This window comes from Marivita sp. (genome assembly GCF_051859345.1).
GTDB lineage: Bacteria > Pseudomonadota > Alphaproteobacteria > Rhodobacterales > Rhodobacteraceae > Marivita.
In genome coordinates this window covers 41,086-53,292 of record NZ_JBHYFV010000017.1, presented here as the reverse complement: position 1 = coordinate 53,292, position 12,207 = coordinate 41,086, and the positions used below count along the sequence as shown (strand labels likewise).

14 protein-coding genes and 1 tRNA gene are annotated in these 12,207 nt (G+C 59.3%); 6 read left to right on the top strand and 9 right to left on the bottom strand.

What is annotated here, in order from left to right:
• Window positions 1-46 precede the first annotated feature (46 nt).
• From ACTIEN_RS12575 to ACTIEN_RS12545, 7 genes are all read right to left on the bottom strand, one after another.
• Window positions 47-1,312, bottom strand: coding sequence for a glutamate-5-semialdehyde dehydrogenase (locus ACTIEN_RS12575; protein WP_439523488.1), 1,266 nt, complete (start codon window positions 1,310-1,312; stop codon window positions 47-49).
• A 54-nt stretch (window positions 1,313-1,366) separates the two neighbouring features.
• Window positions 1,367-2,473, bottom strand: a complete 1,107-nt coding sequence (proB, locus tag ACTIEN_RS12570; RefSeq protein ID WP_439523487.1) for a glutamate 5-kinase — start codon at window positions 2,471-2,473, stop codon at window positions 1,367-1,369.
• Window positions 2,461-3,495, bottom strand: coding sequence for a GTPase ObgE (gene obgE / locus ACTIEN_RS12565; RefSeq protein WP_439523486.1), 1,035 nt, complete (start codon window positions 3,493-3,495; stop codon window positions 2,461-2,463). The genes proB and obgE overlap by 13 nt, the downstream gene beginning before the upstream one ends.
• A 53-nt stretch (window positions 3,496-3,548) precedes the next feature.
• Entirely contained in the window at window positions 3,549-4,091 is a 543-nt protein-coding gene (locus ACTIEN_RS12560) for a GNAT family N-acetyltransferase (protein ID WP_439523485.1), read from the bottom strand.
• A gap of 111 nt (window positions 4,092-4,202) precedes the next feature.
• Entirely contained in the window at window positions 4,203-4,472 is a 270-nt protein-coding gene (rpmA, locus tag ACTIEN_RS12555; RefSeq protein WP_439523484.1) for a 50S ribosomal protein L27, read from the bottom strand.
• A 13-nt stretch (window positions 4,473-4,485) separates the two neighbouring features.
• A complete protein-coding gene (locus ACTIEN_RS12550; RefSeq protein ID WP_439523483.1) occupies window positions 4,486-5,136 on the bottom strand; it encodes a 50S ribosomal protein L21 in 651 nt (216 codons plus the stop codon).
• Between the two features lie 189 nt (window positions 5,137-5,325).
• A complete protein-coding gene (locus tag ACTIEN_RS12545; protein ID WP_439523482.1) occupies window positions 5,326-6,147 on the bottom strand; it encodes a DUF2059 domain-containing protein in 822 nt (273 codons plus the stop codon).
• A 148-nt stretch (window positions 6,148-6,295) separates the two neighbouring features.
• Between ACTIEN_RS12545 and ACTIEN_RS12540 the strand changes: the two genes are divergently transcribed.
• From ACTIEN_RS12540 to ACTIEN_RS12520, 5 genes are all read left to right on the top strand, one after another.
• Window positions 6,296-6,385: transfer RNA gene (locus ACTIEN_RS12540), tRNA-Ser, on the top strand.
• A gap of 411 nt (window positions 6,386-6,796) precedes the next feature.
• Window positions 6,797-6,979 (top strand): hypothetical protein, encoded by a 183-nt coding sequence (locus ACTIEN_RS12535; protein ID WP_439523481.1) that lies wholly within the window; start codon window positions 6,797-6,799, stop codon window positions 6,977-6,979.
• A 229-nt stretch (window positions 6,980-7,208) separates the two neighbouring features.
• Window positions 7,209-8,171, top strand: coding sequence for a TRAP transporter substrate-binding protein (locus ACTIEN_RS12530; RefSeq protein ID WP_439523480.1), 963 nt, complete (start codon window positions 7,209-7,211; stop codon window positions 8,169-8,171).
• A gap of 66 nt (window positions 8,172-8,237) precedes the next feature.
• Window positions 8,238-8,762, top strand: a complete 525-nt coding sequence (locus ACTIEN_RS12525) for a TRAP transporter small permease (protein WP_439523479.1) — start codon at window positions 8,238-8,240, stop codon at window positions 8,760-8,762.
• A gap of 2 nt (window positions 8,763-8,764) precedes the next feature.
• Window positions 8,765-10,066 (top strand): TRAP transporter large permease, encoded by a 1,302-nt coding sequence (locus tag ACTIEN_RS12520; protein WP_439523478.1) that lies wholly within the window; start codon window positions 8,765-8,767, stop codon window positions 10,064-10,066.
• On the opposite strand, the gene ACTIEN_RS12515 is transcribed toward ACTIEN_RS12520, so the two are convergent.
• Window positions 10,063-10,584 (bottom strand): winged helix DNA-binding protein, encoded by a 522-nt coding sequence (locus ACTIEN_RS12515; protein WP_439523515.1) that lies wholly within the window; start codon window positions 10,582-10,584, stop codon window positions 10,063-10,065. The genes ACTIEN_RS12520 and ACTIEN_RS12515 overlap by 4 nt on opposite strands.
• A gap of 316 nt (window positions 10,585-10,900) precedes the next feature.
• On the opposite strand from ACTIEN_RS12515, the gene ACTIEN_RS12510 reads away from it, so the two are divergent.
• Window positions 10,901-11,221 carry a c-type cytochrome gene (locus ACTIEN_RS12510; protein ID WP_439523477.1) on the top strand — a complete coding sequence of 107 codons (321 nt, stop codon included), beginning with the start codon at window positions 10,901-10,903 and terminating at the stop codon, window positions 11,219-11,221.
• A gap of 10 nt (window positions 11,222-11,231) precedes the next feature.
• Here the strand turns inward: ACTIEN_RS12510 and ACTIEN_RS12505 are convergent, their stop codons facing one another.
• Window positions 11,232-12,203: an SLAC1 anion channel family protein gene (locus ACTIEN_RS12505; RefSeq protein ID WP_439523476.1), complete on the bottom strand. Its 972-nt coding sequence runs from the start codon at window positions 12,201-12,203 to the stop codon at window positions 11,232-11,234.
• Window positions 12,204-12,207: the final 4 nt, after the last annotated feature.

Sequence of the window (12,207 nt, the reverse complement as noted above, 5' to 3'; positions counted from 1 at the left end):
GATTAGCTCAGGTCAGGTAGCAGCCAGATTGCGTGACGGCAACCCCTCAGGCCCGCGTCGTGCCGTCGCCGACAACGATGTATTTGAAGCTTGTCAACTGCTCTGCCCCGACGGGCCCGCGCGCGTGCATCTTGCCGGTGGCAATGCCGATCTCGGCGCCCATGCCAAACTCGCCACCATCTGCGAACTGGGTCGAGGCGTTGCGCATCAGGATGGCGCTATCGATCCGTTCGAAAAACTTGTCTGCTGTCTTGTCGTTCTCGGTCAGGATGCAATCAGTGTGGTTCGAACTGTAGGTGTTGATGTGCGCGATGGCTGCATCCACGTCTTCGACAACCTTGGCCGCGATGATGCTGTCGAGGTATTCGCACCCCCAGTCGTCGTCACTGGCCGCCACGGTTCCGTCTATGGCACGCAGCGTTTCGTCGGCGCGTACTTCGACGCCCGCCTTGAGCAGCGCCTTGATGACGCCTTGCCCAATCGTGTCCACCACATCCTTGTGGATCAGCAGGCATTCGGCAGCGCCGCAGATTCCCGTTCGGCGCGTCTTGGCGTTCAGGATCACGTTCAACGCCTTGACCGGGTCCGCATCGGCATCGAGATAGATGTGTACGATGCCTTCGAGATGGGCAAAAACCGGCACACGGGCCTCGCGCTGGACAAGGCCAACAAGGCCTTTGCCGCCACGGGGCACGATCACGTCGATGAAATCGGTCATGGTCAGCATCTCGCTCACCGCCGCGCGGTCGCGGGTGGGCACAAGCTGGATCGAGTCTTCTGGCAGTCCCGCCTTGCGCACGCCGTCCACAAGGCAGGCATGGATCGCGCTGGAGGAGTGGAAACTTTCCGACCCGCCCCGCAGGATCACCGCGTTGCCCGCCTTGAGGCAGAGCGCACCAGCATCTGCCGTCACGTTGGGGCGGGATTCGTAGATGACGCCGATCACACCAAGGGGTGTGCGCACGCGCTTGATGTGCAGGCCCGAGGGACGATCCCATTCGGTGATGACGGCGCCCACCGGGTCGGTCTGTTCGGCCACCGCGCGCAGTCCGTCGACGATACCGCGAATGCGATCCTCGTTCAGCAAGAGCCGATCCATCATCGCGTCCGACAGGCCCTTGTCGCGGCCGTAGTCAAGATCCTTGGCATTCGCCTCGATGATCGCATCGCGGGTTCTCCAGACCGCCTCTGCCGCGCCGATCAGGGCCGCGTGTTTGCGTTCTGCCGACGCGAAAGCCAGTTCCCGTGCCGCCGCTTTGGCGCGGACGCCGATGTCGTGCATGAGTGTGGGGATGTCTGTGAGGTCTTTCATCGGTGTCACCCTTGCAGTGGTCGGACGTGCATATTTGTAAAAAGAAGAAGCCGATCAGATCGCCATGTCGTCGCGATGTATTACCACGGCGCGGCCCGGATAGCCCAGAATTTCCTCGATCTCGGCTGAATTGTGCCCCTTGATCGCCTGCGCCTCGACAGCAGTGTAGCGGCTGAGCCCCATGCCCAACTCGCGGCCCGCCGCGTCCTTTATCGTGACCGGATCGCCGCGCCCGAAGCGACCCGACACCGCAACGATGCCGGGCGGCAGCAGCGATGTGCCACGCTGAAGCGCGCGCGTTGCACCGTCGTCGATGGTGAGCGTTCCCTGCGGTTTCATCGCGAGTATCCAGCGTTTGCGCGCGGCGCGTGGGTCAAGCTGTGGTGTGAACCAGGTGGCACGCGCCCCGTCCTCCAGCGCCCTGAGCGGGTGCAGGCGTGATCCTTCGGTGATCGCCATGGCGCAGCCCGATGCGGTGGCGGTGCGCGCTGCCATCACCTTGGTTTTCATGCCGCCCTTGGACAGGCCAGAGCCTGCGTCCCCCGCCATTGCCTCGATCTCGGGAGTGATGGCGTCGATGATCGGAAAATGCTGTGCGGTTGGGTCTTGCGTCGGGTTGGCGCTGTAAAAACCGTCCACGTCTGACAAGAGGACCAATTGATCGGCACCAACAGTGGCCGCAACCTGCGCCGCGAGGCGGTCGTTGTCGCCGTAGCGGATTTCATCCGTGGCGACGGTGTCGTTTTCATTGACGATGGGGATCACCCCGAAACCGATCAGCGTTTCCAGCGTGGCGCGGCTGTTGAGGTAGCGGCGGCGGTCGGCGCTGTCTTCAAGTGTGACCAGAACCTGCGCGGTGGTCAAACCGTGGGGATCAAGTGCTTCTTCATAAGCTCGGGCAAGACGGATTTGTCCAACGGCGGCGGCGGCCTGCGATTGTTCCAACGGCAAAACCGTGGGCGGAAGACCAAGCACGCCACGCCCAAGCGCGATGGAGCCGGAAGACACGAGGATCACATCTGTGCCCCGCGCCTTGATCCGCGCCACGTCCTGCGCCAGCGACAAGAGCCAGTCGCGCCGCAATGTACCTTGGGTTTTGTCGACCAGAAGCGCCGACCCGATTTTGACAACCAGTCGGCGCGCATCGCCTAGGGTTGCCACGTTTCCGCCTCCTCGACAGCGGCTTCGCGTTTGCGCGTGGTCTTGACGTGCTGTCGCAAGGCGCGCAGCACATCGGTCAGACCTTCTTTGGACACACCCGACATGAGCATGACCTCGTGTCCGGTCTTTGATTCGAGTTCTTCCTTCAGGAAGGCACGTTCCTCGTCATCCAGCGCGTCGATCTTGTTGAGCGCGGTGATTCGCGGCTTGTCGGTCAGACCTTCGCCATAAGCTTCAATCTCGTCGATGATGGTCTGGTAGTCCTCAAGCAACGTGCCGGAGGTGCCGTCCACGAGGTGCAGCAAACAGGCACACCGTTCGACATGACCAAGAAACAGATCCCCGAGGCCCCTGCCCTCGTGTGCGCCTTCGATCAGGCCGGGAATGTCGGCCACCACAAATTCGGCATCGTCCACCCCGACAACGCCAAGATTGGGATGCAGCGTGGTAAACGGGTAATCCGCCACCTTGGGACGCGCGTTCGATGTCGCGGCAAGAAAGGTGGATTTGCCCGCATTCGGCAGGCCGAGTAGCCCGACATCGGCAATCAGTTTAAGCCGCAGCCAGATCGTGCGCTCGACCCCTTCCTGTCCAGGGTTGGACCGGCGCGGTGCCTGGTTTGTCGAGGTCTTGAACCGAAGGTTGCCCCAGCCACCGTTGCCGCCCTTGGCCAGCAACACGCGCTGGCCCAGTTCGGTCATGTCGGCGATCACGGTTTCCTCGTCTTCGTCCAGGATCTCGGTCCCGACCGGAACTTTCAGAACGATGTCGTCCCCATCGGCGCCCGTGCGTTGGCGACCGGCACCGGGAACACCGTTGTCGGCAAAGAAATGCTGCTGGTAGCGAAAGTCGATCAGCGTGTTCAACCCGTCGACCGCTTCGGCCCAGACATCGCCGCCATCGCCGCCATCGCCACCATCGGGCCCGCCGAATTCGATATACTTCTCGCGTCGGAAACTGATGCACCCATTGCCGCCCGAACCGGAGCGGATATAGACCTTGCAGAGATCGAGGAACTTCATGTGTCAGCCTTTGATCGAGCCCAAGCGCGGTTTATCCGGTTTGCAACCGCGCGTCAGCCCATACGTTTGAGGTAGGTCCATGTCGGGACCGTTGTGTTTCTGGCGATCGAGAAGGATTCCGCGTCGCCGATATATTCAAAGCCACAATGCGTCAGCACCCGGCCAGACGCCGGATTGTCCTGAAACACGCTGGCAAACATCGTCTTGTTGCGCAGCGGGTTGGCCAGGACAAGGGCGTGAACCGCCTCGGAGGCAAGCCCTGTATTCCAGAACGGCGGTGCCACCCAATACCCGACTTCGGACTGGTTGCGATCCATCCGTTTCAGGCTGATGACCCCCATCAGTTCCGGGCTTTCCGCCGAGGTTCCGTCCATGGCCCAGGCGTCTTCGATCCGTTCGGGTGCGCACATCCTGTCAATGTATCCCTGGGCGGCCCCCGGAGGATAGGGGTGCGGCAGGTTCGAGGTCATCGTCGCCACGCGCTTTTCGCTGGCGTAATGCGTGATCAGGCCCGCATCGGACGTGCGCAGGGGGCGCAGAATGAAACGGTCGGACGTGACGACCGGTTGCTCTGCGATTGGTATCTCCTGGACCATCTACTCTCTCCTCATCGCAGATACCGAATGGGCGAACCCCATCCCGAAACGGGAAAAGGGACCGGCGGTTGCGCCGATCCCCCTTTGTTTTTTCAAAACCTTAAGGTCGGCTTACTCAGCGGCCTCCGCCATCGGAAGCACGGAAATAAAGGTGCGGCCCTTGAGGCCCTTGTGGAACGTCACGTTGCCTTCGACGGTTGCAAAGATCGTGTGATCCTTGCCAAGGCCAACGCCCTCGCCCGGCCAGAACTTTGTGCCGCGCTGACGTACGATGATGTTGCCGGGAATCGCGGACTGGCCACCGTAGAGTTTGACGCCAAGACGGCGTCCGGCAGAGTCGCGACCGTTGCGGGATGAGCCGCCTGCTTTTTTATGTGCCATTGGTCAGGTCTCCTTACTTCGATGCCAGTTCTTTGGCTTGTTCGATCCAGCCTTCACGCTCGATCCGGCCTTTGAAAGACAGCTTCTCGCCGAATTCTTCGACGTCCGCGTCTGTCCAGGCTGCGATTTGTGCAAAGCTGGTCACGCCGGCTTCGATCAGTTTCTTTTCAAGTGCCGGGCCGACGCCGGACAGCAGCTTGAGATCGTCCGCGCCAGCAGCAGCTGCCTTGGGCGCTTCGGCTTTCATTTCCGCTTTCGGTGTCGCGGCTTTCTTGGGGGCGGCAGCGGCAACAGCCACGCCTGCAACAGAGCCCGCGCCGATGGCGGCCTTGATGCCGGACTTGTCCGCACCGGATTCCAGGATTTCTGTCACGCGCACCAGCGTCAGCTTCTGGCGATGGCCCTTGGTCCGCTTGGAGCTGTGCTTACGACGACGCTTGACGAAGTTGATGACTTTCTCGCCCTTGATCTGGTCCACAACCTCGGCCTGAACGGCAGCGCCGTCGATCAGAGGGGCGCCAACAACAACCTTGTCGCCACCAAGCATCAGAATTTCATTGAACTGGACTTTCTCGCCTGCATCGGCTGCCAGCTTTTCGACGCGCAGTGTATCGCCCGATTGGACCCTGTACTGCTTGCCGCCGGTTTTCATGACCGCGAACATGTGTCTTTTCCTTTGTCACCGCGTTCTGTGGCCCCGCCAGTGCGGTATTTTGGGTCCCTGACCCGCCTCGAACAGCGTGCCCCGTCAGGGGCATCATTATCATCAAAAACAAAAGGCGGGACCGAAGCCCCGACTTTGTGTGGGCGGCTTATGCTGCGCCGGGCCACGTTTGTCAACGGGCTTTGGGGCCTAAAGCTCCTGCACCTGCATTTGCCGGGCCACCGCCATGCCAAGCGCGTATGAGATGTCGTCATACATCTTGTTGAACCCCGCAAACAGCGCCCGGTTCAACGCCCGCCCCGCATCCGTTCGGGACAGTTCTGTGTAATCGTCGACCACCCCGTCTTCGAGGGGGCGATACGCCATGAGCAGGAAGGCGTAGACCCATTCGCGCGTGTCGCTGCGTGTTTCCTCTTCCGAGGACCAGACTTCCGTCAGGATGTCCGCCTCGCTCATCTGAAGCGCGCCGCCGTCGACCAACCCGAGATAGAACATGTAATTCGCGTTGAGCGCCCCAACCAGATTCGCTTCGACAAGATCATTTGTATCGACGAAGTCCGAGATGGATTCGAGAGGTTCGGAATCGGTTCCTTCCAGATCGCGGAACGCCGCCCGTGCCGCATCCTCGATCTCCTGTTCACGCATCGCGTCGCGGGCGCTCAGTTCAAGACTGACGATCTGCTGTCCGGTTTGCGAGGTGAAGAATTCCAGCAACGACCCGGCGTCCGCATCGCCAAAGTCGTTGGCAAAGGCCTCCCGCACCGTGGCAAGCATCCTGTCTTCGTCATAAATGCGATCCACCGTGGCATCCCACGTCGCCGTTGCGCCGCCAGGGATCATGTCTTCGGCAATCGTGTCCCCGTATTCCATGCCTTCGGCGCGCATGATCTCGACGATCTGCGGCACTCCCAGCGCATCAAGAAGGTCTTCAGCAGGAGACGCCCATGCAGGCAATGACCACGAAAGCACAACCAAACCTGTCGCTGCCGTTGCCATCATAGTGCGGATCATTGCGGATCTCCCTGCCTGCCTGTCCCATACCTATGCCGAGGGCCGGGCAATTCCAACCCAAACCCCTGTGAGGTCTGTTCATAACAAGACGTGAAATAGAGGTTGCACAGCTTTCACGCAAAAGCTAAACGCGCCTCCAGATCCCCGCGGAGAGGTGCCGGAGTGGTCGAACGGGGCGGTCTCGAAAACCGTTGACCCTTCACGGGGTCCCAGGGTTCGAATCCCTGTCTCTCCGCCAACAAATATAAGTCGTTGATTTATAAGGGCAGAATCGGGTGTGGTACACCCTGCTGCGTGGGACATGATGGACCACATCACTCATCGGTCCAGCGCCTCAGGCATATAAGAGGCTGACATGCAGGACCCCACAAATCCCCTTGGGCTGGGCCTCAACACCCGTAGCCATGCTGAAGCGGTTCGTCTTCGTGACGTGCGAAACCGACGATAAGGTTCCATCACGGCAAACGTGCCTTGCGTGTCGAAGATGAGGACCAGGCGCGCCACAATGCCCAAACTGCTCTGGTGGCGCTTCGCTTCAAGGTGACGGCCGGCGAAAACGGTCGGCCGCAGCGGCAGAATTGACCCGCCACGCGTTCGACGCACTTGTCACCGGTCTGGATCTGGATCTGGGGATGGGGTGGATGGCTGGATGCTGGTTGATATGATCCTGTCAAAAGACCCGGTCAATCAAGGCATCATTGTCTCAGGTCGTCAAAACAGCACCGAAGCGGTTGATCCACAATACGGTGACCGCGTGCGTTTCCTGTCCAAGCCGCTTGATCCCGCTGATCTGGGACGGCGGATCGCGCTGGCATCGGGTTCCCCCGAATAAAGAATTCCCGGCAGCGGGATGTTCAAACCGACCCTCAAGACGTCGCGTGACACTGTCCGAAGCGATGCCACCGCAATCCGGTCGAAACTGACGATTATGTCAACGGGTCGTAACCATGTAGACTTACCAGAATCTGATTAATGTTGCTTTGTGAATATAACGCTGACAAATTGTCAACGTATTGAAGCAAACGGATTCGGACGAACCGAACCAACACGGGAGACGACACATGAAACATACCATCCTCTGCGCAGCAGCCGCCATGGCACTTGCGACAAGTGCAACCGCACAAGACTGGGACATGCCCACGCCATATGGCGATGCGACATTCCACACACAGAACATCGTTCAATTCACCGATGAAGTGCGTGCGGCCACGGACGGTGCGCTTGATATCACCGTTCATTCGGCGGGATCGCTGTTTCCACATTCCGAAATCAAGGGTGCCGTGCGCAATCGCTCGGTTCCGATTGGCGAGTTCTTCCTGTCGACATTGTCGAACGAAGACCTTGCGTTTGGCATTGACAGCCAGCCCTTCGTGGCCACCAGCTATGACGAAGCGGCCAAGCTTTGGGACGCGCAGAAACCGGTCATCACCGAACTGCTGGCCGAACAGGGATTGATGCCGCTGTATTCGGTCGCTTGGCCCGCGCAAGGCCTTTACACCAACGGTGAGATCGCAACGGTGGAAGATCTGAATGGACTTCGTTTTCGCGCCTACAACGCCGCTCTTGAAGAATTTGCAACGCTGGCCGGTGCGGCCCCTGTCCAGATCGAAGCGTCGGACATTCCCCAGGCCTTTGCCACGGGTCAGGTTGCTGCGATGATCACATCGCCATCCACCGGCGTGAATTCCACCGCGTGGGATTTTGTCACCCATTACACACCGATCAATGCGTGGGTGCCAAAGAACATCGTTGTCGTCAACAAACGTATGTTCGACGGGCTTGATGCCGACACGCAGGCAGCCGTTCTCGCAGCTGCCGAAACAGCCCAGACCCGCGGTTGGGAAATGTCCGCAGCCGAGGCCGAAAGCATGACGGCAGCGCTCGCGGAAAACGGGATCACCGTTTACGAACCAAGCCCGGAACTTATTGCCGGTCTGCAAGAGATCGGCGCCACCATGCTGGAAAACTGGAAAGCGAGCGCCTCTGACTCTGCATTGGCGATCCTTGAAAGCTATAACAACTGAGCATCTGCTTTACGCTGGTCGACACCTGTTCCGGTGTCGGCCATGTCTTGTCCGGGGGCTGACGATATGGGCAGATTGCTGCAAAAACTGTATGATGTATGCGGGGCGATTGCAGGTGGATTGATCTTGTGCATCTGCCTTTTGATCAGTGCCCAGATCATTCTCAACGCGTTTGGGCGGTTCAGCCCCGGAACGCTGCCGTCCACAATCCCGTCTTATGCGGATTTCTCGGGCTACATGCTGGCCGGGGCAACCTTTCTTGCACTGGCCCATACCCTGCGGGCCGGCGGGCACATCCGCGTCAATCTTGTAACCGGGCGACTGCGCGAACGCGCACAAGTCTTGACCGAAGGTGTGGTGCTGATCCTGGCGACGATGCTGGTCGGTTATGCCGCCTGGTTCATGGGTGGGCTTGTCCTGGAAAGCCTGCACTACGGCGATGTCTCTACAGGGATCATTCCGATACAGCTTTGGATTCCGCAAAGCGTGGCCACCTTTGGGCTTGGCCTTTTGTTCGTTTCGATTGTTCATACCTTTTTCGATCTGGTTCGGGTGGGCAAACCTGTCCTGTCCACTCCGGATGAGGTTTAACCATGTCCGATCCTTTGATTGCCGTCATCCTGCTTGGGCTGCTCATTGCACTGCTGGCGGCGGGCGTCTGGGTTGCCGTCTCACTGACGCTTGTGGGTCTCGCGGGGCTAGTCTTTTTCTCGAATGCACCTTCCGGGCTGGTTCTTGCCTCAACCTTCTGGGGGCATTCTCACAGCTGGCCGCTGACAGCGTTGCCGCTTTTCATCTTGATGGGTGAAATCCTGCTGAGGTCGCGGATGAGCGATGACATGTTCACCGGACTTGCCCCTTGGCTCAGCCGCGCTCCGGGTCGGTTGCTGCACGTCAACATATTTGGCTGCTCGATTTTCGCGGCTGTTTCCGGGTCTTCTGCTGCGACAGCTGCGACCATCGGGCGAATGTCGATCCCGGAACTGACCAAACGGGGATATCCCGAAAGCCTGATCCTTGGCACGCTTGCGGGCTCTGCAACCCTTGGCCTGCTTATTCCGCCGTCGATCATTCTGATCGTTTATGGCGTCGCGACCGAGCAATCCATTGCGCGCCTGTTTATCGCCGGGATTCTTCCCGCAATCATGCTGATTACGCTGTTTGCGGGTTATGTCGCCGTTCGGGCGTGGATGAACCCCGACCTGATCCCGCCGATGGATCAAACCTATTCCTTCAAGCAAAAGCTGCGTGCGTCGCGGCGGCTGGTGCCTGTGGCATTGCTGATCATTGGCGTGATCGGTTCGATCTATGGCGGGCTGGCGTCGCCCACAGATGCGGCGGCCCTGGGTGTCGTGCTGGCCACGATCCTTGCGTGGAGTTCGGGTTCGTTCAGCTGGGCCAAGTTTGGCGCGGCGGTGATGTCGGCAACGCGCACGTCCTGCATGATCGCCCTGATCCTGCTTGGCGCGGCGTTCCTGTCGGTGTCGATGGGGTTCACAGGGTTGCCGCGCAACCTTGCCGCATGGATTTCGGACATGAACCTGTCCGTCACCGCGCTTTTGGTGGCGCTGACCATCTTCTTCATCGTGCTGGGATGCTTTCTTGATGGGATCTCGGTTATCGTGCTGACGACATCCATCATCATGCCGATGGTCACCACTGTGGGAATAGACCCGCTCTGGTTCGGTATTTACCTCGTGATCGTTGTCGAGATGAGCCAGATCACCCCACCTGTCGGGTTCAACCTCTTTGTCATTCAAGGGTTGACCGGCATCGACATTCTACGGATAGCCAAGGCGGCCTTCCCCTTCTTCATGCTGTTGCTCTTGGGCGTGGTCCTGATCTGCGTCTTCCCGCAGATGGTCACGGTCCTGCCAAACATGATGGCAAATTAAAGCGACGCTGCAGCGCGGCTGGCCTGATCGTATTGCCCCGAAAGGGCGCGCAGGCTGGCCGCCATTTCGCGCATTTCTTCGCCGGTCATGTCAAGCCGAGACAGTCCGTCCAGAAAACACCTTTCACGAACTTTCCTGTACGCCTCGCACAGTTTCGCACCTGCTTCAGACGTGCTGTAGAACACCTCCTTGCCCCGTTTCTCGGTCGAGAGCAGCTCCATCTTCAACAGCTTGCGCAGCGCATAGTTTACGGTGTGCGTGTCTTCGATGTTCAGGACAAAACAAATATCATTCAGTCTTTTGTCCCGCTCACGGTGGTTTGTGTTGTGCAGCACGAGGATTTCCAGAGGTGTCAAATTCGTGTTTCCGGCCGCAGACATGCAGCGTGTCATCCATCGTGAAAACGCGTTGTAGGCAATAATCATGCCGTATTCGATTTCAGATGCCTCCCAGCCTGCTCCTTCGGCCAGATGGCGAGAGGAAACAATGCGGCGCTTGGGGTCTGGTTGATTGGTCATACTCGGATCACACCTTGATAAATCATCGACGTTTAGTTTGTAAAATATCCGCGATTTGATCCAGTTTAAATGCTTGACCCAAAGTTTTTTTGCCGGACGCGCACCAAATTTGACGGTCAAGACACGGTGCTGGGACTTGCAGGTGCCCGTCGCAGACACACGAGGTTCCCTGACCGTTCGTCGACCAGGCGTCCATGCCGTGCGAGGATGACAGCACCATCTGTCCGAAGGCCGGTTGCGGGTCGAACACCATTTCCTTGCAGAAATCGCGTTTGGGAGCCTAACATGGCTGGTGTTGGCCGAAACGGAGAGCGCCATGACACTGCGACAGCTGATTTCACTGACCATCCTTACCCTTGCGACACCCGCTTTGCCAGCCATGGCGCAAGAGGCAAGCGTGTCAATGGGCCGGGATATTGCCGAGGAATACTGCGCGGCCTGCCACGATGTCGGCTTGGATGGCCCCTTCAAACAGGACCCACCCAGCTTTGCCGCGATTGCCAAATACCGGTCGAAAGATCAGATCCGGCAGCGGATCGTCACACCGATCCACGACGCGATGCCGCGCTACACCGACTACATGATCGGTGGGAATATCGACGACATGGTGGCGTATATCCAGTCTCTGGAGAAGTGACGCCGCGCCTTTACTCTGGCTGACAAATCTCGCCGCGCAGAACCGCAAGCGACGTACGCCACAACAGACCGGCAATAATCACGCAGAGCAGCGCTAACAGCGCCCACCCGATGGCGACGAATATCGGCGCACCGGACAGGGCGGCATAGCGGAAAGACGCAATCGTCATCGCAGCAATCGGAAACGACAAAGCCCAGAACGACAGGGCAAAGGGCAAACGGAACAACCCCGGCGTCTGCAGCAGGACAAGCGCCGTGAAGAACAGACCCAGATTGTAGAACATGCGGGCCGGTGCATCGAGGACCCCGCCATTCAATTGCAGCCACGCCACAAACGCCACTGCTGGGGGTGCAATCAGGATCGTGAGCGTCGGGCGCAGCTTGCCCGGCAACGGTTCGTGAAAGACCAGCCTGTTGAAGACCAACGTCAACAGTACGATCCAGAACAGAACACCCAGCGAAAAGAAATACCAGCTTGCATCGACATGCCCCAGGGACACTCCGGCGATCGGAGCGATCACGTTGCCGACTGCCGGAATGAACCACGCGGGCGACATCTGCCCCACGCCAAAGCCACGATGGCTGATCCAGCTGGTCACGATGGCCAACGTCAGAACAGCCTGCAACACTGCGCCAATGACCCAGATGCCTTCCGCAAGACCGGGCGCAACACCCCGAAGCGCAACCGCACCCAGCAAAAGCGAAATGCTGATCGCCGGAAAGAACGCCAACTTGATCGGGTGGTTCCACTCGGCAGCGACAGCCGCAGGATGGCGAATCGCCTTGACGGCATAAAATCCCAACTGGGTGACAAACACGAGTACGGCAAACCCGGCGACGATCTGACCGACGCGCAGGAATCCTGCCACCTCCAACGCCAGGGAGGTGCCCATCAACCCCATCACGGCGCTGAAAAAGGCAACCGGGAAGTGCTCTAACCGGCTATGCGTCGTAGCGGCCTGATCGGTCGAGGTTTGTGTCATCTCA

Coding starts and splice junctions, on each gene's coding strand:
- ACTIEN_RS12575 (WP_439523488.1), bottom strand. CDS start 1,312: ATGAAAGACCTCACAGACATCCCCACACTCATGCACGACATCGGCGTC.
- obgE (WP_439523486.1), bottom strand. CDS start 3,495: ATGAAGTTCCTCGATCTCTGCAAGGTCTATATCCGCTCCGGTTCGGGC.
- ACTIEN_RS12560 (WP_439523485.1), bottom strand. CDS start 4,091: ATGGTCCAGGAGATACCAATCGCAGAGCAACCGGTCGTCACGTCCGAC.
- rpmA (WP_439523484.1), bottom strand. CDS start 4,472: ATGGCACATAAAAAAGCAGGCGGCTCATCCCGCAACGGTCGCGACTCT.
- ACTIEN_RS12550 (WP_439523483.1), bottom strand. CDS start 5,136: ATGTTCGCGGTCATGAAAACCGGCGGCAAGCAGTACAGGGTCCAATCG.
- ACTIEN_RS12545 (WP_439523482.1), bottom strand. CDS start 6,147: ATGATCCGCACTATGATGGCAACGGCAGCGACAGGTTTGGTTGTGCTT.
- ACTIEN_RS12535 (WP_439523481.1), top strand. CDS start 6,797: ATGCTGGTTGATATGATCCTGTCAAAAGACCCGGTCAATCAAGGCATC.
- ACTIEN_RS12530 (WP_439523480.1), top strand. CDS start 7,209: ATGAAACATACCATCCTCTGCGCAGCAGCCGCCATGGCACTTGCGACA.
- ACTIEN_RS12525 (WP_439523479.1), top strand. CDS start 8,238: ATGGGCAGATTGCTGCAAAAACTGTATGATGTATGCGGGGCGATTGCA.
- ACTIEN_RS12520 (WP_439523478.1), top strand. CDS start 8,765: ATGTCCGATCCTTTGATTGCCGTCATCCTGCTTGGGCTGCTCATTGCA.
- ACTIEN_RS12515 (WP_439523515.1), bottom strand. CDS start 10,584: ATGACCAATCAACCAGACCCCAAGCGCCGCATTGTTTCCTCTCGCCAT.
- ACTIEN_RS12510 (WP_439523477.1), top strand. CDS start 10,901: ATGACACTGCGACAGCTGATTTCACTGACCATCCTTACCCTTGCGACA.
- ACTIEN_RS12505 (WP_439523476.1), bottom strand. CDS start 12,203: ATGACACAAACCTCGACCGATCAGGCCGCTACGACGCATAGCCGGTTA.